Annotated in this window: 23 protein-coding genes; 16 read left to right on the forward strand and 7 right to left on the reverse strand. The window is 59.5% G+C overall.

Going from position 1 to position 23,330, the window contains the following annotated elements:
* Positions 1–12: 12 nt before the first annotated feature.
* Positions 13–765, reverse strand: coding sequence for a DUF2059 domain-containing protein (locus MMG91_RS16025; RefSeq protein WP_310660119.1), 753 nt, complete (start codon positions 763–765; stop codon positions 13–15).
* A 133-nt stretch (positions 766–898) separates the two neighbouring features.
* Between MMG91_RS16025 and MMG91_RS16030 the strand changes: the two genes are divergently transcribed.
* Together MMG91_RS16030 and MMG91_RS16035 are read left to right on the forward strand one after the other, a co-directional pair.
* On the forward strand, positions 899–1,531 hold the full coding sequence (locus MMG91_RS16030) for a 2OG-Fe(II) oxygenase (RefSeq protein ID WP_310660120.1): 633 nt from the start codon (positions 899–901) through the stop codon (positions 1,529–1,531).
* A 2-nt stretch (positions 1,532–1,533) separates the two neighbouring features.
* On the forward strand, positions 1,534–2,019 hold the full coding sequence (locus tag MMG91_RS16035) for a DUF523 domain-containing protein (RefSeq protein WP_310660121.1): 486 nt from the start codon (positions 1,534–1,536) through the stop codon (positions 2,017–2,019).
* Positions 2,020–2,055: 36 nt separating this feature from the next.
* On the opposite strand, the gene MMG91_RS16040 is transcribed toward MMG91_RS16035, so the two are convergent.
* The gene (locus MMG91_RS16040) at positions 2,056–2,643 is read right to left on the reverse strand and encodes a transporter substrate-binding domain-containing protein (protein WP_305447316.1); all 588 of its coding nucleotides are present in this window, start codon (positions 2,641–2,643) and stop codon (positions 2,056–2,058) included.
* Positions 2,644–2,778: 135 nt separating this feature from the next.
* Between MMG91_RS16040 and MMG91_RS16045 the strand changes: the two genes are divergently transcribed.
* Positions 2,779–3,204 (forward strand): DUF4399 domain-containing protein, encoded by a 426-nt coding sequence (locus tag MMG91_RS16045; RefSeq protein ID WP_310660122.1) that lies wholly within the window; start codon positions 2,779–2,781, stop codon positions 3,202–3,204.
* Between the two features lie 63 nt (positions 3,205–3,267).
* On the opposite strand, the gene serA is transcribed toward MMG91_RS16045, so the two are convergent.
* Entirely contained in the window at positions 3,268–4,497 is a 1,230-nt protein-coding gene (serA, locus tag MMG91_RS16050) for a phosphoglycerate dehydrogenase (RefSeq protein ID WP_305447314.1), read from the reverse strand.
* A 204-nt stretch (positions 4,498–4,701) separates the two neighbouring features.
* On the opposite strand from serA, the gene MMG91_RS16055 reads away from it, so the two are divergent.
* From MMG91_RS16055 to MMG91_RS16070, 4 genes are all read left to right on the forward strand, one after another.
* Entirely contained in the window at positions 4,702–6,096 is a 1,395-nt protein-coding gene (locus MMG91_RS16055) for an FAD-binding oxidoreductase (RefSeq protein WP_305449874.1), read from the forward strand.
* A 37-nt stretch (positions 6,097–6,133) separates the two neighbouring features.
* Positions 6,134–6,799 carry a fumarylacetoacetate hydrolase family protein gene (locus MMG91_RS16060; RefSeq protein ID WP_008007329.1) on the forward strand — a complete coding sequence of 222 codons (666 nt, stop codon included), beginning with the start codon at positions 6,134–6,136 and terminating at the stop codon, positions 6,797–6,799.
* 264 nt (positions 6,800–7,063) lie between these two features.
* On the forward strand, positions 7,064–7,993 hold the full coding sequence (locus MMG91_RS16065; RefSeq protein WP_310660123.1) for an SdiA-regulated domain-containing protein: 930 nt from the start codon (positions 7,064–7,066) through the stop codon (positions 7,991–7,993).
* Between the two features lie 120 nt (positions 7,994–8,113).
* Entirely contained in the window at positions 8,114–9,031 is a 918-nt protein-coding gene (locus MMG91_RS16070) for an SdiA-regulated domain-containing protein (protein WP_310660124.1), read from the forward strand.
* Positions 9,032–9,174: 143 nt separating this feature from the next.
* Here the strand turns inward: MMG91_RS16070 and rpiA are convergent, their stop codons facing one another.
* Complete coding sequence (rpiA, locus tag MMG91_RS16075) at positions 9,175–9,849, reverse strand: ribose-5-phosphate isomerase RpiA (RefSeq protein ID WP_310660125.1); 675 nt, start codon at positions 9,847–9,849, stop codon at positions 9,175–9,177.
* Positions 9,850–10,168: 319 nt separating this feature from the next.
* On the opposite strand from rpiA, the gene ilvA reads away from it, so the two are divergent.
* Together ilvA and MMG91_RS16085 are read left to right on the forward strand one after the other, a co-directional pair.
* Positions 10,169–11,683, forward strand: coding sequence for a threonine ammonia-lyase, biosynthetic (ilvA, locus tag MMG91_RS16080; protein ID WP_310660126.1), 1,515 nt, complete (start codon positions 10,169–10,171; stop codon positions 11,681–11,683).
* A 39-nt stretch (positions 11,684–11,722) separates the two neighbouring features.
* On the forward strand, positions 11,723–12,151 hold the full coding sequence (locus MMG91_RS16085; RefSeq protein WP_305447309.1) for a DUF2269 domain-containing protein: 429 nt from the start codon (positions 11,723–11,725) through the stop codon (positions 12,149–12,151).
* A gap of 115 nt (positions 12,152–12,266) precedes the next feature.
* On the opposite strand, the gene MMG91_RS16090 is transcribed toward MMG91_RS16085, so the two are convergent.
* Entirely contained in the window at positions 12,267–12,923 is a 657-nt protein-coding gene (locus tag MMG91_RS16090; protein ID WP_310660127.1) for an HAD family hydrolase, read from the reverse strand.
* A 143-nt stretch (positions 12,924–13,066) separates the two neighbouring features.
* Between MMG91_RS16090 and MMG91_RS16095 the strand changes: the two genes are divergently transcribed.
* Positions 13,067–13,546 (forward strand): RNA pyrophosphohydrolase, encoded by a 480-nt coding sequence (locus tag MMG91_RS16095; RefSeq protein WP_007897732.1) that lies wholly within the window; start codon positions 13,067–13,069, stop codon positions 13,544–13,546.
* A gap of 22 nt (positions 13,547–13,568) precedes the next feature.
* Positions 13,569–15,848, forward strand: a complete 2,280-nt coding sequence (gene ptsP / locus MMG91_RS16100) for a phosphoenolpyruvate--protein phosphotransferase (protein ID WP_305447307.1) — start codon at positions 13,569–13,571, stop codon at positions 15,846–15,848.
* Between the two features lie 130 nt (positions 15,849–15,978).
* On the opposite strand, the gene MMG91_RS16105 is transcribed toward ptsP, so the two are convergent.
* Positions 15,979–16,725 (reverse strand): NRDE family protein, encoded by a 747-nt coding sequence (locus tag MMG91_RS16105; RefSeq protein ID WP_310660128.1) that lies wholly within the window; start codon positions 16,723–16,725, stop codon positions 15,979–15,981.
* Between the two features lie 134 nt (positions 16,726–16,859).
* Here MMG91_RS16105 and MMG91_RS16110 point away from each other — a divergent pair, with 134 nt between their 5' ends.
* From MMG91_RS16110 to MMG91_RS16120, 3 genes are all read left to right on the forward strand, one after another.
* Positions 16,860–17,642 carry a sulfite exporter TauE/SafE family protein gene (locus MMG91_RS16110; RefSeq protein ID WP_310660129.1) on the forward strand — a complete coding sequence of 261 codons (783 nt, stop codon included), beginning with the start codon at positions 16,860–16,862 and terminating at the stop codon, positions 17,640–17,642.
* 82 nt (positions 17,643–17,724) lie between these two features.
* Complete coding sequence (lgt, locus tag MMG91_RS16115; protein WP_310660130.1) at positions 17,725–18,540, forward strand: prolipoprotein diacylglyceryl transferase; 816 nt, start codon at positions 17,725–17,727, stop codon at positions 18,538–18,540.
* 46 nt (positions 18,541–18,586) lie between these two features.
* A complete protein-coding gene (locus MMG91_RS16120) occupies positions 18,587–19,558 on the forward strand; it encodes a thymidylate synthase (protein WP_310660131.1) in 972 nt (323 codons plus the stop codon).
* 63 nt (positions 19,559–19,621) lie between these two features.
* Here the strand turns inward: MMG91_RS16120 and cadR are convergent, their stop codons facing one another.
* Positions 19,622–20,071, reverse strand: coding sequence for a Cd(II)/Pb(II)-responsive transcriptional regulator (gene cadR, locus MMG91_RS16125; RefSeq protein ID WP_217857504.1), 450 nt, complete (start codon positions 20,069–20,071; stop codon positions 19,622–19,624).
* Positions 20,072–20,155: 84 nt separating this feature from the next.
* Here cadR and MMG91_RS16130 point away from each other — a divergent pair, with 84 nt between their 5' ends.
* Both MMG91_RS16130 and MMG91_RS16135 read left to right on the forward strand, forming a co-directional pair.
* Complete coding sequence (locus MMG91_RS16130; protein ID WP_310660132.1) at positions 20,156–22,429, forward strand: heavy metal translocating P-type ATPase; 2,274 nt, start codon at positions 20,156–20,158, stop codon at positions 22,427–22,429.
* A 16-nt stretch (positions 22,430–22,445) separates the two neighbouring features.
* Complete coding sequence (locus MMG91_RS16135; protein WP_310660133.1) at positions 22,446–23,312, forward strand: LysR family transcriptional regulator; 867 nt, start codon at positions 22,446–22,448, stop codon at positions 23,310–23,312.
* Positions 23,313–23,330: the final 18 nt, after the last annotated feature.

The raw sequence follows: 23,330 nt of genomic DNA on the forward strand, positions 1-23,330 counted from the left end.
CATCGCTGCAGATTACTGGGCAAGGCTCGACGTACTCTGCCCCACCGCCAACCCCGCCCGAATCGCCGCCAGTGCCGCTTGATAGTAAGCCTTGCCTTCAGTGGACTCGGCAAACGTGGCGAACTCTTCCAGTTCTTCATCCGACAGGTCGCGATAGACATACAGCAGCGTGTTGTTCAGGTCAGCGCCGATCTGCTCCATCAGGCGCTGGCGCTGACCGTTCAACATGCCTTGAGCCTGACCGCCGTCGAGCAGGCCGGGGATCATCGAGCTCAGGCTGTCAGCCGCCACGCCCGCGATCGCCAGGCTGACTTCGGCGCCGGCCTCGCGGGCGGGCAGGGCCTGGGCCAGGTGACCGATGATGAGTTGACGGGTATCGCTGGCCTGCATTTTCGGCAAGCCCTTGGCGTTTTTCGCCAATTGATCGCGACGGGTCGCCAGCAGTTCGGCGGCGACGATTTTCTTGCCCAGGGGCGATTGAAAGAAGGTCAACGCAGGTTTCGGATCGGCAAGTTTTTTGCGCAGCTGCGCTTCGGCACGCTGGTCCATGGCCTTGGGGGCGAAACGCTGATTACTGTTGTTGACCAGGGCCTGAAACACCGCTGGCGGCAGGCTATTCTGGTAACGCTGCTGAGCAGCCAAGAGAGCATCGTTGAAATGCGCGCGTTGTTCTGGCCAACCGGCGACCTTGTACAACTGGTCGTGGCCGTCCGCCCAAGCGGGCAAAACGCAGAACATCAGCAGTGAAAAAAGCAAGCGACGCATAGGGACTCCTGTCAGCAGGCGACTATTCTCCGTGCGGCATTCGTACTTGTCGAGAATTCGTATCAGGTTGCGTGCCTTATCCGACCAATCCTCCGCTGCGCGGCTCTGTCGGATTTGCGGGCACAGGAATACTATGCGCGCCATGCAAATATCCTCTGATCATCCGCTGCTGTTACGTATCGTCGACGACCTGGCTGAGCGCGGCTGGTCGCAGCAGAATATTTTCCTGCCTCTGGATCTGACCCGGGCGCTGGCGGCCGAGTGCCGCAAACGTGCCGCTGAGGGCGAACTCGCCCCTGCCGCCGTGGGGCGCGGGCCGTTTTCGGAGATCCGCGAGGGCATTCGCGGTGACCATATCCAATGGCTCGAACCCGGTCAGGTCGAGGCCTGCGACAGCTATCTTGGGTTGATGAACAGCCTGCGTGAGGCGATGAATCGCGGTTTGTTTCTGGGCCTGGAAGATTTCGAGAGCCATTTCGCCCTGTACCCACCTGGCGCTTTTTACCTCAAGCATGTCGACCGGTTCCGCGATGACGACCGGCGCATGGTCTCGGCGGTGATCTACCTCAATGACGGCTGGCTGCCCGAGCATGGCGGGCAGCTGCGCATGTACCTCGACGAAGGCGTCGAGCACGATGTGGTGCCTACCGGCGGATGCCTGGTGGTGTTCCTGTCGGGCGAAGTCCCCCACGAAGTCCTGCCCGCGACCCGAGATCGCCTGTCGTTGACGGGCTGGTTCCGCCGTCGTGGCAGCGAGCCGTTCTGATCATGCAAAAGATTCTGGTAAGCCGCTGTTTGCTCGGTCACCGCGTCCGTTACGACGGTGGCGCCAGTGGACCATTCAATCTGTTGGAACAGTGGATTGCCGAAGGCCGGGTGGTGCCGTTATGCCCGGAAGTCGCCGGTGGTTTACCGACGCCAAGGGCCGCGGCGGAGATTCCGGGTGGGCAGGGCGGTGAAGTGCTTGATGGCCTTGCATCGGTCATCACCACCGAGGGCGAGGACGTCAGTGCCGAGTTTCTTTCGGGGGCTTGTCAGGCGCTGGAGCTGGTGCAACAGCACGGCATTCGTATCGCCGTGCTCAAGGCCAACAGCCCGTCTTGCGGGAATCTGTTGACCTATGACGGGACGTTCAGTGGCGTGAAGGTCAGCGGTGAGGGGGTTACCGCAGCATTGCTCAAGCGCAATGGTGTTCAGGTGTTCAGTGAGCTGGAGTTGCCACAAGCGGCGCAGGCCTTGGCAATACTCGACTAACAATCCACGAAACAACCCTGTGGGAGCGGGCTTGAATCAGGGTTTCGGCGCCACGCTCGTATCCGCCCCGAACCACTTCTGCGACAACGCTTCCAATCGCCCATCTCCCTTGATCCGCTGCAACGCGTTTTCGAGGCTGGCGTGAAATGCCGGGTTGCCCTTCTGAAATGGAATCGCCAGGCTCACCGGGCGGCCGGCCTTCGGCTCCTCTTCCTTCAGTGTCTGCACCAACATGAGTGGGCGCGGCTGCTCTTCTTTTTGCGCTAACAATTGCGCGTCGGCGTAGCTGTAAGGTGCGCTGAAGTCGAAACGATCCTTCAAGTCCGGGGTCAGTGCTATGTGGTTGATGGCCACGTCGTACTTGCCGCTTTCGACACCAGCCAGCAAGTCGACAGAATCGGTGACGACGAAGTCGGCCCTTACATCCAGTTCATCGGCCAACAATTGACCCAGCTCGACCTCGAAGCCGGTCAGTTTGCCGTCATCCTTGAAATTGAAGGGGGGTGTATTGGCCTCAAGGGCAATACGCAATTCGCCGCGGTCGTTTACATCGTCAATCAGTTCGGCATGAGCCAAAGGGCTCAAAAGGGGTAGCAGGCAGATCAGGCCAGGCAAAAAGCGCATGGTCACTCCTTTGAGTTCATTTATTGCGACGCGCTGTTCAGGCTCGCTTTGCTATGGTTGTCGTGTGCCTTCGACAACGAATGGCCGTGAAGTTGTCACGGTCGAGCGAATTTTACGGAAAAACTGGAGAAGAGAATGAAAAGCTTTATGTCACGTGCAGCGTTGGCTGGCCTGTTGATGGGTGCATCGATGCTGGCAACGGCTGCTACACCGGCTCCCAAAGGTGCAGAAGTGTCCATCGTTTCTCCTGCGGACGGAGCCACGGTTCCGCAAACCGTCGTCGTCAAGTTCGCTGTCAAGAACATTGCGCTAGCGCCTGCGGGCGATGTCACCAAAAACACCGGCCATCACCATTTGTTGATCGATGTCGATAAACTGCCAGCCGCCGGTGCACCAATCCCCAACGATGCCAACCACCTGCACTTCGGCAAGGCGCAGACCCAGGCTGAAGTAAAGCTGACGCCGGGCAAACACACCTTGCAGCTGGAGCTGGGTGATAGCGGCCACATGCCGTTCGATCCGCCTATCGTGTCGGAGAAAATCACCGTCAACGTTAAGTAACATTCGTCACACCCATGAAAAAGGAGACCCGAAGGTCTCCTTTTTTTGTCACTCAAGTCTCTATCAGAACAACACGCGGCAACGAATGGTGCCGTTGATGTGCTGCAGCTTCTCTTGCGCCATTTCCGAGTATTCGGCATCGACGTCGATCACGACGTAGCCGACTTTTTCGTTGGTCTGCAGGAACTGACCGGAAATATTGATGCCGTTTTCGGCGAACACCTTGTTGATTTCGCTCATCACACCCGGAATGTTCTCGTGGATGTGCAGCAGGCGGTGCTTGCCAGGGTGAGCCGGCAGCGCCACTTCCGGGAAGTTCACGGACGATACCGAAGTACCATTGTCGCTGTACTTGACCAGTTTTTCCGCCACTTCCAGACCGATGTTGGCCTGCGCTTCAGCGGTGGAGCCACCGATGTGCGGGGTCAGGATCACGTTGTCCAGGCCACGCAGCGGGCTTTCGAACTCTTCTTCGTTGGAGCGTGGCTCCACCGGGAAGACGTCGATGGCCGCGCCGATCAGGTGCTTGTCCTTGATCGCGTCCGCCAGGGCGTCCAGTTCGACCACAGTGCCGCGAGCAGCGTTGATCAGAATGCCGCCCTTCTTGATGGCGCGGATTTCCTTCTCGCCGATCATCCACTGGGTGGCAGCGGTTTCCGGAACGTGCAGGGTGACGATGTCGGACATGCCCAGCAGTTCGTGCAGGTTGCCGACCTGGGTGGCGTTACCCAGTGGCAGCTTGGTCACGGTGTCGTAGAAATACACCTGCATGCCCAGACCTTCAGCCAGGACCGACAGTTGCGTACCGATCGAGCCGTAACCGACGATGCCCAGCTTCTTGCCACGGATTTCGAAGGAGTTGGCGGCGCTCTTGATCCAGCCGCCACGGTGGCAGGAAGCGTTCTTCTCAGGGATGCCGCGCAGCAACAGGATCGCCTCGGCCAATACCAGCTCGGCAACGGAGCGAGTGTTGGAGTACGGCGCGTTGAATACCGCGATGCCGCGTTCGCGAGCCGCGTTGAGGTCGACCTGGTTGGTGCCGATGCAGAAACAGCCGACAGCCACCAGTTTCTTCGCGTGATCGAAGATCTCTTCGGTCAGTTGAGTGCGGGAGCGAATGCCGATGAAGTGCGCATCAGCGATCTTTTCCTTCAGCTGGGCTTCCGGCAGAGAACCGGTGAGGTACTCGATGCTGGTATAGCCCGCCGACTTGAGAACGTCGACAGCCGATTGGTGGACGCCTTCGAGAAGAAGGAACTTGATCTTGCTCTTATCGAGAGAAGTCTTGCTCATCTGCGTAAACCTGTATCCCGGAGAAAAATGGCAGGAGATAGCCAGCAGACGCTGACCCGGACGGCAGGAAAGCCGTCGCCGCAGAATGGCCGTTGGGCACGATGCTGCGGGGTCGGTATGCTAGCATATGCACCCCGCTAAACACTCATTCCTGCGACGTGAAGCGTTCTCAGGATGACCATGAATTGTTCGAGAGTTCTGTCGATGACCAATCCTGCGCTGATTGATGAGCTGAAGACCTTGGTTGAGCCTGGCAAGGTGCTGACCGACGCCGACTCCCTGAATGCTTACGGTAAGGATTGGACCAAACATTTCGCCCCGGCCCCGACGGCCATTGTGTTCCCCAAGACCACCGAGCAGGTCCAGGCTATTGTCCGCTGGGCCAATGAACACAAGGTGGCGCTGGTGCCGTCCGGCGGTCGTACCGGGCTTTCGGCCGCGGCCGTGGCAGCCAATGGCGAAGTGGTCGTGTCTTTCGACTACATGAACCAGATCCTCGATGTGAACCTGACTGACCGCACGGCTGTTTGTCAGCCAGGCGTGATTACCGAGCAATTGCAGAACAAGGCCGAAGAGCACGGTCTGTACTACCCGGTGGACTTCGCGTCGGCAGGTTCCAGCCAGATTGGCGGCAATATCGGCACCAATGCCGGCGGGATCAAGGTGATTCGCTACGGCATGACCCGCAACTGGGTGGCCGGCATGAAAGTCGTCACCGGCAAGGGCGATTTGCTGGAACTGAACAAAGACCTGATCAAGAACGCTACTGGCTACGACCTGCGTCAGCTGTTCATTGGCGCCGAAGGCACCCTCGGCTTTGTGGTCGAAGCCACCATGCGCCTGGACCGTGCGCCGAAAAACCTCACCGCGATGGTCCTCGGCACCGCCGATTTCGATTCGATCATGCCGGTGTTGCACGCATTTCAGAGCAAACTTGACCTGACTGCCTTCGAATTCTTCTCCGATAAAGCCTTGGCCAAGGTCATGGCGCGCGGTGATGTGCCGGCACCGTTCGAATCCGATTGCCCGTTCTACGCGCTACTGGAATTCGAAGCGACCACTGAAGAAGTGGCCAACCACGCCCTGGAAACCTTCGAGCACTGCGTCGAACAGGGCTGGGTGCTGGACGGCGTGATGAGCCAGAGCGAAACCCAGTTGCAGAACCTGTGGAAGCTGCGCGAATACATCTCCGAAACCATTTCCCACTGGACGCCCTACAAAAACGACATTTCGGTCACGGTGTCGAAAGTCCCGGCGTTTCTGAAGGAAATTGACGCGATCGTCGGCGAACACTACCCGGATTTCGAAATCGTCTGGTTCGGCCATATCGGCGACGGCAACCTGCACTTGAACATCCTCAAGCCGGATAACCTGAGCAAGGACGAGTTCTTCGCCAAGTGCGCGACCGTCAACAAGTGGGTGTTTGAAACCGTCGAGAAGTACAACGGTTCGATTTCCGCCGAACACGGCGTGGGCATGACCAAGCGTGACTACTTGACCTACAGTCGCTCGCCGGTTGAGATCGAATACATGAAAGCCGTCAAAGCGGTGTTCGACCCGAACGGCATCATGAACCCGGGCAAGATTTTCGCTGTTTGATTCTTCGAACTTTAAGAGCACGAAGCAGGAGTCGGTAATGAGCTATCAGCACCAGTATGTCGACGGTACGCGTATTCATTTCCCGCTGGGGAAAGTGGTATGCATCGGCCGCAACTACGCCGAACACGCCAAGGAACTGGACAATCCGGTGCCTACCGAGCCACTGCTGTTCATCAAGCCGGGCAGTTGCGTGGTGCCGCTGGAAGGCGGTTTCAGCATTCCGACCGAGCGTGGCTCGGTGCATTACGAAGCGGAAATCGCCGTGTTGATCGGCAAGCCATTGTCGACCAAGCCGAGTCGTGAAGAAGTGCTGGACGCCATCTCCGGCATCGCCCCGGCTCTGGACCTTACCCTGCGCGACAAGCAGGCCGAGCTGAAAGCCAAGGGCCTGCCATGGGAAATCGCCAAGTCCTTCGACGGTGCGGCAGTGATTGCGCCGTTCGTGGCTGGCAGCACCTTCGCCGACCTGACCGACATCGGTATCCGCCTGACCATCAATGGCGAAGTGCGCCAGGATGGCAACAGCAAGGACATGCTCAATCCCATCGTGCCGATGATCCAGTACATGGCCGGCTGCTTCTCGCTGCAGGCCGGTGACGTGATCCTCACCGGTACGCCGGTGGGCGTTGGTCCGCTGAATGTCGGTGACGAACTGGTGCTCGAATTGCCGGGCGCCAGCCGCTTCACCAGCAGCGTGCGCTGACCCGACGCAAAACCCTGTGGGAGCGGGCTTGCCCGCGATGAGGCCGTAACAGTCAACATTGATGTTGAGTGTCAGACCGCCATCGCGGGCAAGCCCGCTCCCACAATGGTTTCTAGTGGTCGCAAATTTCTGTATCCACACAGGGCAATCCCGCCATTTCCCGTTTTTTTCACATCATGTCCGGATAATTCCAGGGCTTCTGGCGTCTGAGCCAGTCCCAATGTGCTATTACCCATAGCCTGAATTTCTGGAACGCATCCCTGCATGGCCACCCCACCGTTGTCCAAGCTGAAAACTGCCCGCCGCTCGCGCTTTGTAATGCGTTGGTATTCCTGGCTTTTGCTGGTGGCGGCTGCCGTGTATGGCCTCGTGTTTGCGATGCACTGGGATGATCGCGGCGTGCTCTGGGTGATGGAGCGCTTCGAAAGTCTGGCCGAACGAAAAGAGAGTATCTGGCTGCCGGATTACCGAGTGGTCATCGACGCCAAGCGGCTGCCAGGTATGGAAAAGGACGAAGCGTCAGACGTGTCTTATGACCCGCAGACCAAAACCCTGTTTGCGGTGATGGGCAAGAACCCGTTTCTGGTCGAGCTGACGTTGCAGGGCGATGTGTTGCGCAAAATGCCGCTGGTGGGTTGGAGCAACCCGGAAGGGGTGGCGGTCATGGGCAATGGTTTGCTGGCGATCACCGATGAGCGCGCGCACCTGCTGTCCATCGTCAAGGTCGATGCCGATACTCGCGAACTGAATATCGCCAGTTTCCCGAAATACGACCTGGGCCCGTCGAAAGACCAGAATAAAGCCTTCGAAGCGATCGTGTGGGATGCGCGCAACCAGCAACTGCTGCTGGGAGAAGAGCGTCCGCCAGCGCTGTTCAGCTGGAAAAGCGACGGCAGCCAAATCCTCAAGGGCGACAAGCAAAAGCTGTCCAGCGACGAACTGGATATCCGCAACCTGTCGGCCCTGGCCATCGATTCGCGCACCGGCCATACCCTGGTGCTGTCCGCCGATTCGCATCTGTTGCTGGAGTTGGACGAGAAAGGCGATCAGGTCAGTTTCATGACCTTGCTGGGTGGTTTCAATGGTCTGAAGAAAACCATTCCCCGTGCCGAAGGTATGGCCATGGACGAAGCGGGCACGCTGTACATAGTGAGCGAGCCGAACCTGTTCTATCGCTTTGAAAAACAACGGTAGGAGCAGCCTTCGGCAGCTCCTGCGAGTTCGGTCATTGTGGTCGAAGGCCACTGGCCATTAAGCTTGAATTCATGCAGCCGTGGTATTTCATCCTCCCGTCTTGTTTCCGAGCTCGCCTGAATGCGCCGACTTGCCCGTCCCAAACCCTTGATGCTGATCTTGTCGGTAATTGCGCTGATTGTGCTGGTTGCCGTCGGCCAGTACCTGCGTCTGTTCGAGCGCACCTGGTTCAATGTGCAGACGCTATGGCAGCCGATGAATGCTCAGTCGATTGGCCTGGATCAGTATCAGGTAGCGATCGAGGCGCGAGTCATTGACGGTCTGGACGATGATGTTTCGGCGCTGACCTTCGATCCCGTGCGCAAAAGCCTGTTCACGGTCACCAACAAAAATGCCGAACTGATCGAATTGTCCCTGGAGGGCAAAATCCTGCGGCGTGTGGCGCTGATCGGGTTTGGCGATCCGGAGGCGGTGGAATTCATCAGCGCTGACACTTACGTGATCACCGACGAGCGCGAACAGCGGCTGATCAAGATTCATCTGGAGAAGGACACGATGTTCCTCGATGCCGCCGACGCCGAACAGATGACCCTCGGCGTGCACATGAGTGGCAACAAGGGGTTCGAAGGGTTGGCCTATGACTCGGTGGGCAAGCGCTTGTTTGTCGCCAAAGAGCGCGATCCGATGCTGATTTACGAAGTGCAGGGTTTTCCGCATTACAACCCGGAGAAGTCGTACGCGGTGCATGTGGTGAACAACCCAAAACGCGATGCCGGAATGTTTGTTCGAGACCTGTCGAGCTTGCAATACGACGAGCGCAGCGGCCATCTGCTGGCGCTGTCCGATGAGTCGCGGCTGATTCTGGAGCTGGATGTCGACGGGCGGCCGCTGACCACCCTGTCATTGAGCAAGGGCCGCCAGGGATTGCAGAAAACTGTGCCGCAAGCAGAAGGCATCGCCATGGATGACGACGGCACCCTGTACCTCGTCAGCGAGCCGAATCTTTTCTACGTCTTCAAAAAGCCAGCACAACCCTAACCAACATCCCAAAACACTGTGGGAGCGGGCTTGCCCGCGATGGCGGCCTTTCAGTCAACATCAATGTTGAATGTGACGGCCTCATCGCGGGCAAGCCCGCTCCCACAGGTATTTCATTTGCCCACAAATCGGGGCGATTTCGCTTACTGGGCGCGCAGGGTTTTCACACCTTCGCTCGTCCCCAGCAGCAACAAATCAGCCGGGCGGGCTGCGAACAAACCGTTGGTGACCACGCCGACGATGGCATTGATCTGTGCTTCCAGTTCCACCGGGTTGGTAATCTGCATGTTGTGCACGTCGAGGATGATGTTGCCGTTGTCGGTCAGCACGCCTTCACGGTAAACCGGGTCGCCGCCGAGCTTCACCAGTTGGCGGGCCACGTGGCTGCGGGCCATCGGGATCACTTCCACCGGCAAAGGGAATGCACCGAGGACCGGCACCAGTTTGCTGGCGTCGGCGATGCAGATGAAGGTCTTGGCCACGGCCGCGACGATTTTCTCGCGGGTCAGGGCCGCGCCGCCGCCCTTGATCAGGTGCAGGTGCTCGTCGCTTTCATCGGCGCCATCGACGTAGAACTCAAGGTTGCTGACAGTATTTAGCTCATACACCGGAATGCCATGGCCCTTGAGGCGGGCGGCGGTGGCTTCGGAACTGGCGACCGCGCCATCGAACGCGCCTTTGTGCTTGGCCAGGGCATCGATGAAACAGTTGGCGGTGGAGCCGGTGCCGACCCCGACGATGCTCTTGTCGTCGAGTTTTGGAAGGATGAAGTCGACGGCGGCCTGGGCTACGGCCTGTTTGAGTTGATCCTGGGTCATGCGGGCTCCGAAGTGCCGAAAGGGGACGAAAGGCCGGCATTATAGGCTTCGCGATGGGGAAGGTCATTGCCCGATTGGCGGGTCAAATGCGCACATCGCTCGACTCCTGTACCTGTTGGAGTGAGGTTTGCCTACGCGAAAGCGATCTAACCGCCAACATTTATGTTGGATGTTAAGACCTCTTCGCGGGCAAGCCTCGCTCCTACAAATGTCATGATCCTCCCTGGTGAACCTAAAACCTCTTGATTCGTATGGTCGCCCGCCCAAAAGCCGGGTTAGACTCCTTGGCCCTGCCCAACCCGCTCAGTGATGCTTTCCGATGCTCGAACAGTACGTCAAAAAGATCCTCACCTCGCGCGTTTATGACGTTGCCGTAGAAACCCCATTGCAGACTGCCCGCCAGCTCTCCGAGCGGCTGGGCAACGATATCTTGCTCAAGCGTGAAGACTTGCAGCCGGTGTTCTCGTTCAAGATTCGCGGCGCCTATAACAAGCTGACGCAGTTGAGCGATGAAGAACGTGCTCGCGGCGTGGTCACCGCGTCGGCGGGCAATCATGCGCAAGGCCTGGCCCTGGCGGCCAAAGTACTGGGCGTGAAAGCGACCATCGTGATGCCTAAGACCACCCCGGAGATCAAGGTCGAAGGCGTGCGTTCGCGCGGCGGCAAAGTGTTGTTGCACGGGGATTCGTTCCCGGAAGCCCTGGCCTACTCGCTGAAACTGGTCGACGAAAAAGGCTACGTCTACATTCACCCTTACGACGATCCCCACACCATTGCCGGGCAGGGCACGGTGGCCATGGAGATCCTGCGCCAGCACCCGGGGCGCCTGGATGCGATCTTCGTTCCGGTGGGCGGTGGCGGGCTGATCGCCGGTATTGCGGCGTACGTGAAATACCTGCGCCCGGACATCAAAATCATCGGCGTCGAACCGGATGACTCCAACTGCCTGCAAGCCGCCATGGCGGCCGGCGAGCGCGTGGTGTTGCCAACCGTGGGTCTGTTCGCCGATGGCGTGGCGGTGGCGCAGATCGGTCAGCATACCTTTGACATCTGCAAAGATTACGTAGACGAAGTCCTCACCGTCAGTACCGACGAGATCTGTGCGGCAATCAAGGATATCTACGACGATACCCGCTCGATCACTGAACCTGCTGGTGCTTTGGGCGTGGCCGGGATCAAGAAGTATGTCGAACAACGCGGCATCACGGGTCACACCTTCGTGGCCATCGATTCCGGTGCCAACGTCAACTTCGACCGCTTGCGTCACGTGGCCGAGCGTGCCGAGCTGGGCGAGGGGCGCGAAGCCATCATCGCCGTGACCATTCCCGAGAAACCAGGCAGTTTCAAGGCGTTCTGCGAAGCCATCGGCAAGCGCCAGATCACCGAATTCAACTACCGCTACAACACCGGCAGCGAAGCGCACATTTTTGTCGGCGTGCAGACGCATCCGGACAGCGACCCGCGCAGTGTGCTGCTCGCCAGTCTCACCCAGCAGGGTTTCCCGGTGCTCGACCTGACCGACAACGAGCTGGCCAAGTTACACATTCGCCATATGGTGGGCGGCCGTGCTGTCCATGTGGTCGATGAAGTGGTGCTGCGCTTCGAATTCCCGGAGCGTCCGGGCGCGTTGTTCAACTTCCTCAACAAGCTCGGCGGGCGCTGGAACATTTCGATGTTCCACTACCGCAACCACGGCGCGGCGGATGGCCGAGTGGTCGCGGGCCTGCAAGTGCCGCACGACGAGCGTCATCTGGTTCCGGCCGCGCTGGAAGAAATCGGCTACCCGTACTGGGACGAAAGCGACAATCCGGCCTATCAGCTGTTTCTCGGCTGAGCGGCTACGCTGACGAGCAAGCCAAAAGGAAATCGAACAATGGAAACGTTAACCGCCCTTAAAATCGCTCACATGGTGGCGACGGTGGTGCTGTTGATCAGCGCACTGGGGCTGGCGATCTGGGTCTGGCGCACACGCCGTAACGGCGACGCGACGGCTCATACCCGTACCTTGCAACGGCCGCAGGTGTTCATCTGGCTGTTGATGGGGCTGGCATTGCTAAGCATGCCGTTCACCGGTTGGTGGATGGTGCATCTGGTGGGCTGGCCGTTGGGGCAGACCTGGCTGCTGGCTTCCAGTGTGCTCTACACCGTGGCGGCGCTGGGCTGGTTCTGGTTGGTGGTACGGCTGAATCGGCTGCGCAAGGCGCCCGCTGGGGGGAATGGGAAGTTTACGTTTGCGTTGGCGTTGTTCAGTTTTGTCTGTTTCGTCGCCATTGCGGGGTTGATGGGCGCCAAGCCGGTATAGCGCGGAATCTGTAGCAGCTGCCGAGGTACGAGGCTGCGATGGGCTGCGAAGCGGCCCCAAAGGGCGGTCCTGCGGACCGCAACGCAGCCTCGTACCTCAGCTGCTACAGGCTTAATCAATCGCGCAGAGTAATCACCGGCCAGCCACGTTTCTCGGCCTCGGCGCGCAAGTTAGGATCCGGATCGACCGCGATCGGATTCGTCACTTGCTCGAGCAACGCTAAGTCATTCATCGAATCGCTGTAGAAATAGCTGTCCTCCAGGCTGTGGCCTGTCTCTTCCAGCCAACGAATCAACCGGGTCACCTTGCCTTCACGAAAGCATGGGACATCGGTGCTGCGCCCGCTGTAACGGCCGTCGATCATTTCGCATTCGGTGGCGATCAGGGTTTCAACGCCTAAACGTGCGGCAATCGGCCCGGTCACAAAGCGGTTGGTGGCGGTGATGATCACCAGCTTGTCGCCGGCCTCACGGTGTTGGGCCAACAGTTCAATGCCCTTGGGCAGCACGATCGGTTCGATGCAGTCGCGCATGTAGTCCTGGTGCCATTGATCCAGCGTAGCCATTTCGGTGCGACCGAGGACTTCCAGGCAGAAGTTCAGGTACGCGTCGTTATCCAGCTTGCCGGCCAGGTAATCCTGATAGAACTCGTCGTTGCGCGCCTTGTAGGCGACGGCGTCGAGGAAACCGCGTTCGCACAGATAATCGCCCCAGGCGTGGTCACTGTCACCGCCCAGAAGCGTGTTGTCCAAGTCGAATAAAGCCAGCCGCATTGCAGTTACTCGCTGAAAAGTCTGTAGAAAGGTCTCCAGAATACGGACTTTTCACAAGAGTGCACATAAGGTAGGTCGGCTCGTTGCTGCTTTCACAACCTTTGTGGAACAATGCGACGACATGCGTTTGCGAGGTTGTTGCCGTGATCGACCCCGATGGTTTCCGCCCCAATGTCGGGATCATTCTGACGAATGATGCCGGCCAGGTGCTATGGGCTCGCCGTATCAATCAAGATGCCTGGCAGTTTCCACAGGGAGGGATCAACCCCCAGGAGACGCCGGAAGACGCCTTGTACCGCGAGTTGAACGAAGAAGTGGGCCTGGAGCGCGAAGATGTTGAAATACTCGCCTGCACCCGGGGCTGGTTGCGCTATCGTTTGCCGCAACGTCTGGTCAGGACGCACAGCCAACCGCTATGCATCGGCCAGAAGCAGAAATGGTTTCTCCTGCGCCTGATCTCCAACGAGCAGCGGGTGCGGATGGATTTGACCGGTAAACCGGAATTCGATGGCTGGCGCTGGGTCAGTTATTGGTATCCGTTGGGCCAGGTGGTGACATTCAAGCGCGAGGTTTATCGCCGCGCTCTCAAAGAGCTTGCCCCGCGCCTTTTAGCGCGCGACTGACGACGGAGTTCGACCCCGAGCCATGCTCAATACGCTGCGCAAGATCGTCCAGGAAGTTAACTCCGCCAAGGATCTCAAGGCGGCGTTGGGGATTATTGTGTTGCGCGTCAAAGAGGCCATGGGCAGTCAGGTCTGCTCGGTCTACCTGCTTGACCCAGAGACCAACCGCTTTGTGCTGATGGCCACCGAGGGCTTGAACAAGCGCTCGATCGGCAAAGTCAGCATGGCACCCAACGAGGGTCTGGTCGGCCTGGTCGGCACGCGTGAAGAACCCCTGAACCTCGAAAACGCCGCGGATCACCCGCGCTACCGTTACTTTGCCGAGACCGGCGAAGAGCGCTTTGCCTCGTTCCTCGGAGCGCCGATCATTCACCACCGCCGCGTCGTCGGTGTGTTGGTCATTCAGCAGAAAGAACGCCGCCAGTTCGATGAAGGTGAAGAAGCCTTCCTCGTGACCATGAGCGCGCAGCTCGCCGGCGTTATCGCCCACGCCGAGGCCACTGGTTCAATCCGTGGCCTGGGCCGTCAGGGCAAAGGTATCCAGGAAGCAAAGTTCGTCGGTGTACCGGGTTCGCCGGGCGCGGCGGTCGGAACCGCGGTCGTCATGCTGCCGCCGGCCGATCTGGACGTGGTGCCGGACAAGACCATCACCGACATCAACGCAGAACTTGGCCTGTTCAAGACCGCCATCGAGGGCGTGCGCGCCGACATGCGTGCCTTGTCCGCCAAGTTGGCGACCCAACTGCGGCCTGAAGAGCGGGCACTGTTCGACGTTTACTTGATGATGCTCGACGATGCCTCGCTCGGCAGCGAAATCACCACGGTGATCAAGACCGGTCAGTGGGCTCAGGGCGCGTTGCGTCAGGTGGTCACCGAACACGTCAACCGATTCGAATTGATGGACGACGCCTACCTGCGTGAACGCGCCTCGGACGTCAAAGACCTCGGTCGGCGCTTGCTGGCTTATCTGCAGGAAGAGCGGCAGCAGACGCTGGTCTACCCCGACAACACCATTCTGGTCAGCGAAGAACTGACGCCGGCGATGCTCGGCGAGGTGCCGGAAGGCAAGCTGGTGGGTCTGGTGTCGGTACTCGGTTCCGGCAACTCCCACGTGGCGATCCTGGCGCGCGCCATGGGTATCCCGACGGTGATGGGCCTGGTCGACTTGCCGTACTCCAAGGTCGACGGCATCCAGATGATCGTCGACGGCTACCACGGTGAGGTCTATACCAACCCGAGTGACGTGCTGCGCAAGCAGTTCGCCGATGTGGTCGAGGAAGAGAAACAACTGGCCCTTGGGCTGGACGCATTGCGGGACCTGCCGTGCGTAACGGTCGATGGTCACCGCATGCCGCTGTGGGTCAACACCGGCTTGCTGGCGGACGTGGCGCGGGCGCAGAAGCGCGGTGCCGAAGGCGTGGGTCTGTACCGCACCGAAGTGCCGTTCATGATCAATCAGCGCTTCCCGAGTGAAAAAGAGCAACTGGCGATCTATCGCGAGCAACTCGCCGCGTTCCACCCGCAGCCAGTGACCATGCGCAGTCTGGACATCGGCGGCGACAAGTCGCTGTCGTACTTCCCGATCAAGGAAGACAACCCGTTCCTCGGCTGGCGCGGCATTCGTGTGACCCTCGACCACCCGGAAATCTTCCTTGTGCAGACCCGTGCGATGCTCAAGGCCAGCGAAGGCCTGAACAACCTGCGGATTCTGCTGCCGATGATCTCCGGCACCCACGAGCTGGAAGAAGCCCTGCACCTGATTCACCGAGCCTGGGGCGAAGTCCGCGACGAAGGCTGCGACGTGCCTATGCCGCCGATTGGCGTGATGATCGAGATTCCGGCGGCGGTGTATCAGACCAAGGAACTGGCCCGGCAAGTGGACTTCCTGTCGGTCGGTTCCAACGACTTGACCCAATACCTGCTGGCTGTGGACCGTAACAACCCGCGGGTGGCCGACCTCTACGACTACCTGCACCCGGCAGTGTTGCAGGCCTTGCAGAGCGTGGTGCGCGATGCCCATGCAGAAGGCAAGCCCGTGAGTATCTGCGGCGAAATGGCTGGTGACCCGGCGGCGGCGGTGTTGTTGATGGCGATGGGTTTCGACAGCTTGTCGATGAACGCCACCAACTTGCCGAAAGTGAAGTGGATGCTGCGTCAGATCAACCTGAGCAAGGCCAAGGAATTGCTGGCTGAGCTGATGACCATCGACAACCCGCAAGTTATCCACAGTTCGCTGCAGTTGGCGCTGAAAAACCTTGGGTTGGCGCGGATGATTAATCCGGCTTCGGTTAAAACCCTCTAAAACGCTGATGGCCTCATCGCAGGCAAGCCAGCTCCCACAGGAATTTGGGTCGATTTACTGATTTGTGATCAACACCAAAACCTGTGGGAGCTGGCTTGCCTGCGATGGGGCCAGTCCAGGCAGCACAAAATTAAGCCCTGACTTCCACTTCCCCCAAATGCCCCCCATACGGCCCGAAACTCCGTTCAACCATATGCCGCACCCCGTCCGCCTGAACAATCAACGCCGTGCTCGCCCGTGTCCCGTAAGTCGGGCTCTGGATAAACACGCTCGACAACAACGTCTCGGTAGCCTGCCCCACGCCAGTGTCCGGTAATTCGGCAAGCGGCGCCGTCTGCGGGTCGCTCAGCAAGGCCAATAGCGCCTGCGGCTGCGGATCGCCCAACACCTCGCTCAATGCCGCCTTGGCCTTGAGCACTTTCGGCCACGGCGTATCCAGCCCCGCGTTCGATAATCCATAAATGCCCGGTTGGAGCATCACCGCCTCCGTCTCCCGGGCATTGAAGTGCCAGAGCTCGTTGGTATGGCCGATCAGCAGGTTAAACCCGGCATATTCAGACGAACGTCCGACAACGTCCGTTAAATAGTCGTCAATCGACATGTCTCCGCTGAGAAACTGCGCCACCAGCTCACCTCGTGATTTAAGCGCCGGCGGTCGAAGGGGGTCACGGATATTAGTCAGCGCGGCAAAGCGCCCGTTGGCGCCGACACCGAGCCACGTGCCGCCAGCCTCAAGGTCGCGACCGGCGTATACATGCGGGGCATGCGGCCATTGCGCCAGGGGCAGGCTAGGCCGGGCATAGAATTCGTCGCGGTTGGCCGCCACGATCAGTGGCTGGGCATGGCCCGGCCGCCAGGCAAAAACAATCAGGCACATAAGGTGGTCCTTGTGTGTTTTTTGCTCACTCTACGCAGACATCGCTCATCGATCCATCGCCATCCACAGTGGAGCCCGAGGCCATGCTTCCGTTACCATGCCGCTCCTGTTTTGGGATGACTGGGGATGCGGACATGGAATTTCTGCTTTATCTGGCGCTGGGCGCCTGTGCCGGCGTGCTGGCCGGGCTGTTCGGGGTAGGTGGCGGGATCATTATCGTCCCGGTGCTGGTGTTCAGTTTCACCTTGCAGGGGTTCGATGCATCGATTTTGACGCATCTGGCCGTCGGCACCTCCCTGGCGACGATCATCTTTACGTCGATCAATTCGGTTCGCGAGCACCATAGCCGTGGCGCCGTGCGTTGGCCGATTTTTGCCTGGATGACCCTCGGCATTCTGCTCGGTGCCGGTTTCGGCGCGCTGACCGCCGAAGCGATCTCCGGGCCGAATTTGCAGAAGATCATTGGGGTATTTGCGCTGATCATCGCCGTTCAACTCGCTTTGGACTTCAAGCCCAAGGCCAGCCGAACGGTGCCGGGAAAAGTCGGTCTGACCGTGGCTGGCAGTGTCATTGGCTGGGCCTCGGCGATTTTCGGGATTGGCGGCGGTTCGTTGACCGTGCCGTTCCTGACCTGGCGCAGCGTACCAATGCAGCAGGCGGTGGCCACTTCATCGGCCTGTGGCCTGCCCATCGCCCTGGCCAGTGCATTAAGTTTCATGATTCTGGGGTGGCACGATCCACTGCTGCCGGCCCATAGTCTCGGTTTTGTGTATTTGCCGGCGCTGCTGGGGATCGCCCTGACCAGCATGGTCTTCGCCCGCCTAGGTGCGCGACTGGCCCACAAACTGTCGGCGCGCTTGCTGAAAAAACTGTTTGCCGCTTTGCTGTTTTGCGTCGGCTTGAGCTTCTTGCTCTGACGCGCAGCGCAATCCTGGCTTAATCCTGGCGTGACAGCGTCGCCCGGGAATTTGAAGGTTTCAACTCTAACGAGGAGTCGCAATGCTGCCTTACCCGCAGATCGACCCGGTGGCCCTGGCCATCGGTCCGCTGAAAATCCACTGGTACGGCCTGATGTACCTGATCGGCATCGGCGGCGCGTGGTGGCTGGCATCACGCCGGCTGAACCGCTTCGACCCGACCTGGACCAAGGAGAAACTCTCCGACATGGTGTTCTGGATGTCGATGGGTGTCATCGTCGGCGGCCGTTTGGGTTATGTGTTGTTTTACGATCTGAACGCCTATCTGGCCAACCCGACCCTGATCTTCGAAGTGTGGAAGGGCGGCATGTCGTTTCACGGCGGGTTTATCGGTGTGATGCTGGCGGCGCTGTGGTTCGGTAAAAAGAACGGCAAGTCGTTCTTCCAGCTGATGGACTTTGTTGCGCCGATGGTGCCGATCGGCCTGGGTGCCGGGCGCATTGGCAACTTCATCAACGCTGAATTGTGGGGCAAGGCGACCGACGTGCCGTGGGCGATGGTCTTCCCGACCGATCCGGCGCAACTGGCGCGTCATCCGTCGCAGCTGTACCAGTTCGCACTGGAAGGCGTGGCGCTGTTCGCGATCCTCTGGCTGTTCTCGCGCAAGCCGCGGCCGACCATGGCGGTGTCCGGGATGTTCGCGCTGTTCTATGGCATCTTCCGCTTCATCGTCGAATTCGTTCGTGTACCGGACGCGCAACTGGGTTATCTGGCCTGGAACTGGCTGACCATGGGTCAGTTACTATGCCTGCCGATGATCATCGGTGGTCTAGTATTGATCTGGCTAGCGTATTATCGCGCCCCGACGGCTCCGGTTACCAAAGACGCCGCGCTTTAAATTCGAATCGCGAGGCTCCGGCCTCGTATTCAAGGATGCATGACTCATGAAGCAATATCTCGATCTGGTCGCCCACGTCATCAAGAACGGCAGCAAACAGGCCAACCGTACCGGCGTGAACACCATCAGCTTTCCGGGCGCGATGCTGCGCTTCGATCTGCAGGAAGGTTTTCCGGCGATCACCACCCGCAAGATGGCCTTCAAGTCGGCCATCGGCGAGATGTGCGGTTTTCTGCGCGGGGTGAACAACGCCGCTGAATTCCGTGCGCTGGGCTGCAAGGTCTGGGACCAGAACGCCAACGAAAATGCCCAGTGGCTGGCCAACCCGTTCCGTCAGGGTGAGGACGACCTCGGCGAGATCTACGGCGTGCAATGGCGCAAATGGCCGGCGTACAAGCAAATCAATACCAGTAATGAACCCGCTATCGAGCTGGCATTGAGTCAGGGTTACCGGCAGGTTGCCGATGGTCGAGAAAATGGTCAGACCTTTGTGGTGCTGTACAAGGCGATCGACCAGATCCGCCAGTGCGTCGACACCATCATCAAGGACCCGGGCAGCCGTCGCATCCTGTTCCACGGCTGGAACGTCGCGCAACTCGATGAAATGGCCTTGCCGCCGTGCCATCTGCTGTACCAGTTCCACCCGAACGTCGAGACCAAAGAGATCTCTCTGACCCTCTACATCCGCTCCAACGATCTGGGCCTGGGCACGCCGTTCAACCTCACCGAAGGCGCCGCGCTGTTGAGCCTGATCGGTCGCCTGACCGGTTACACACCGCGCTGGTTCACCTATTTCATCGGCGACGCCCACGTCTACGAAAACCACTTGGACATGCTCAACGAACAGCTCAAGCGCGAGCCGTTCGCCATGCCGAAACTGGTGATTAGCGACCGCGTGCCGGAGTTTGCCAAGACCGGTTTGTATCAGCCGGAGTGGCTGGAGCAGATCGAGCCGAGCGATTTCTCGCTGGAAGGCTATGAACACCACGCGCCGATGACCGCGCCGATGGCGGTTTAAGCCTTAACGCCGACCAAATGTCCTGATCGTTCCCACGGTCTGCATGGGAACGATCACGGGCTGCTAATGCCCGTGGCTTCTCCCGACATGGGAATGCTCAATCTCCGTCGCCACAACCCCGCCGCTCACTTCCAACCGCTGCAAAATCCCACACTGATCGATATCCGGCCCTTCGCTGCAGCGTTGGCGCAGGTCGAGCAATTGTGTCTGCAAGGCCAACAAACCATCGATACGAGCCTTCACATGGTGAATGTGTTCGTCGATCAACGCGTTGACGTTTTCGCATTGATCCTGCGGGCTGTCGCGCAGGGCCAGCAGGCTGCGGATTTCCTCGAGGGTCATGTCGAGGGTGCGGCAGTTGCGGATGAAGGTCAGGCGCTCGGCGTGGGCCTGGGTGTAGACGCGGTAATTGCCGTCGCTGCGGGCCGGTTCCGGCAGGAGGTTTTCGCGCTCGTAGTAACGGATGGTTTCCACGGCGCAGTCGGTGAGTTTCGCCAGTTCTCCTATCTTCATCGCGACCATCTCCAAAAGGGTGCTTGACCCTATAGTGGCTACAGGGTCTTTACTTGGCAACAGGCACCTTCATGGACGCGACCAATGAGCGATTCTCTTCACACCCACAAACCCGAGGCTGATCACAGCCACAAGCTGCAGCCTGTGCAGACACACCAGCATGGCAGCCACGGGGATTCCTGCTGTTCCTCCAAAGCCGCATCGCCGTCGTTGATCAAGTTGAACGAGACGCCGACCGCCGGCGCCCGGCTGAGCAGTTTTCGCATCGAAGCCATGGACTGCCCGACCGAGCAGACGCTGATCCAGAACAAACTCGGGAAGCTGTCGGGTGTGCAGCAACTGGAGTTCAACCTGATCAACCGGGTGTTGGGCGTGACCCATGACCTGCCAAACACCCTGCCGATCATCGATGCGATCAAGTCCCTCGGCATGCACGCCGAGCCGATGGAGCAGGGCGCTGAAGCGCCAGCGTCGAGCCCCGTACCTGCGAAAAAGCCTTGGTGGCCGCTGGCGTTGTCCGGCGTCGGGGCGCTGGCCGCCGAGCTTATCCACTTCACCAATGCGGCGCCGAACTGGGTGGTGGCGGTGATTGCGCTGATCTCGATCCTCAGCGGTGGCCTCAGCACTTATAAAAAGGGCTGGATCGCCCTGAAAAACCTCAACCTGAACATCAATGCGCTGATGAGCATCGCAGTGACCGGCGCGATTCTGATCGGCCAATGGCCGGAAGCGGCGATGGTGATGTTCCTGTTCACCGTGGCCGAGTTGATCGAGGCCAGGTCTCTGGACCGGGCGCGTAACGCCATCGGCGGGCTGATGCAGATGACCCCCGAGCAAGCCACGGTGCAGCAGGCCGACGGCAGTTGGGTCGCACAACCGGTTAAAAACATCGAACTGGGTGCTCGGGTGCGGGTGCGTCCCGGCGAGCGGATCGGTCTGGACGGCGAAGTGCTGTCCGGCAACTCGACCATCAATCAGGCGCCGATCACCGGTGAAAGCCTGCCGGTGGAGAAAACCATCGGTGACAAGGTGTTCGCCGGCACGATCAATCAGTCTGGCTCGCTGGAATACACCGTGACTGCCGAGGCCAGCCACTCAACCCTGGCGCGCATCATTCATGCCGTGGAACAGGCCCAAGGCGCGCGGGCGCCGACCCAGCGTTTCGTCGACGCCTTCTCGAAAATCTACACCCCGGCGGTGTTCATCCTGGCCTTGGCCGTAGCGGTGATCCCGCCGCTGTTCATGGATGCGCTGTGGTTCGACTGGATCTACCGGGCGCTGGTGTTGCTGGTGGTCGCCTGCCCGTGTGCATTGGTGATTTCCACCCCGGTGACTATCGTCAGTGGCCTCGCGGCAGCGGCGCGCAAAGGGATTCTGGTCAAGGGCGGCGTTTATCTGGAGCATGGCCACAAACTCGATTACCTGGCCCTCGACAAGACCGGCACCCTCACTCACGGCAAACCGGTGCAGACCGACTATTTGTCCCTCGACCCGATCGCTGATGAAATAGCGCCGGCCATTGCGGCGGCACTGGCCGGTCGTTCGGATCACCCGGTGTCGCTGGCCATCGCCGATGCGGCTGTGAGTGCAGTTGTGGATAACCAACGCGCGCCGCTGATTGTGGATAACTTCGAAGCCCTGGCAGGGCGTGGTGTGCGCGGCGAGATCAACGGTGAGCTCTACCACTTGGGCAACCACCGCCTGGTGGAAGATTTGGGCCTGTGTTCTCCAGCGCTGGAGGAGCAACTGTTTGCTCTGGAGAAACAGGGTAAATCCGTGGTGCTGTTGCTCGATAAATCCGGTCCACTGGCATTGTTTGCCGTCGCGGACACGGTGAAAGCCTCCAGTCGCGAAGCGATCCAGCAATTGCATGAGTTGGGCATCAAAACCCTGATGCTGACCGGCGACAACGTTCACACCGCTCAGGCCATCGCCGCCCACGTGGGCATCGATCAGGCGCAGGGCGATCTGTTGCCGACCGATAAGCTGCAAGCCATCGAAACGCTGTATGCACAAGGCCATCGGGTCGGGATGGTCGGCGACGGCATCAACGACGCCCCGGCACTGGCGCGAGCCGAGATCGGTTTCGCCATGGCGGCCGCCGGTACCGATACCGCCATCGAAACCGCCGATGTCGCCCTGATGGACGACGATCTGCGCAAGATCCCAGCCTTCATCCGCCTGTCGCGGCAGACCTCGAGCATCCTCAAACAGAACATTGCCCTGGCATTGGTCATCAAAGTGATCTTTCTTGGGGTAACCTTCGCCGGAATCGCCACCATGTGGATGGCGGTGTTCGCTGACATGGGCGTGAGCCTGTTGGTGGTGTTCAACGGTTTGCGCCTGTTGCGCAAATAGACGATGAGGGAAGGGTGTGCTGAGTGCCGAGCTGAAGGCGTTTTACATGGTTGCCCGGTTGGGCAGCATTACCCTGGCGGCGAAAAAGCTCGGCCTGAGCCAACCGACGGTGACGACCCAGATTCGGCATCTGGAAAGCCAGTATTCGGTTGAACTGTTCTACCGTGGCGGTCGCCGCCTCAGCGTCAGTGACGAAGGCGCGCGGTTGCTGCCGATGGTCAAGGCGCTGTTGCAGCAGGAAGCCGATATCGAGTTCTTCCTGCGTAACAGCGGTCAGGTCCAGGGCACATTGCGCATCGCTGCCACGGCGCCGTATTACATCCTTGATCTGGTGAAGACCTTTCGCGAACGCTTGCCGCAAGTGGAGGTGTCGGTGGAAATCGGCAACTCCCAACAGGTGCTCGAAGCGCTGGAGGATTACCGGGTCGATGTCGCTGCGTCCTCGCAGTTGCTGGACGATGCGCGGCTGATTCGCCGGGTGCTCGGCAGCGATCCGCTGGTGCTGGCGGTGCACCGCAATCATCCGCTGGCGATGCATGATCATGTGCCGCTCAGTGCGTTGGCGGGGCATACCTTGTTGATGCGTGAATCGGGCTCGACCACTCGGCGCTTGACCGAAGAGTTGCTGGCCAGCGCCGGGGTGAGTTTTGGACCATTGCTGGAGATTGGTAGCCGGGAGTCGATTCGTGAGGCGGTATTGCGCAACATTGGTATCAGCATCATTGCTCGGCAGGAAGTGCCGCATGATCCGCAATTGCGGGTGTTGACCATCGAGAATGCACCGCAGATTCCTGAGTATCTGTACTGCCTCAAGGAGCGAAAAGGCGCACGGCTGCCGGCGGCGTTTCTGGGGTTGGCGCAGGAAATGGCCCCCGCGTACTGATCGTTCCCACGCGCAGCA

The organism is Pseudomonas sp. JL3 (assembly GCF_031570575.1).
In the GTDB taxonomy this organism is placed as follows: domain Bacteria; phylum Pseudomonadota; class Gammaproteobacteria; order Pseudomonadales; family Pseudomonadaceae; genus Aquipseudomonas; species Aquipseudomonas cucumis.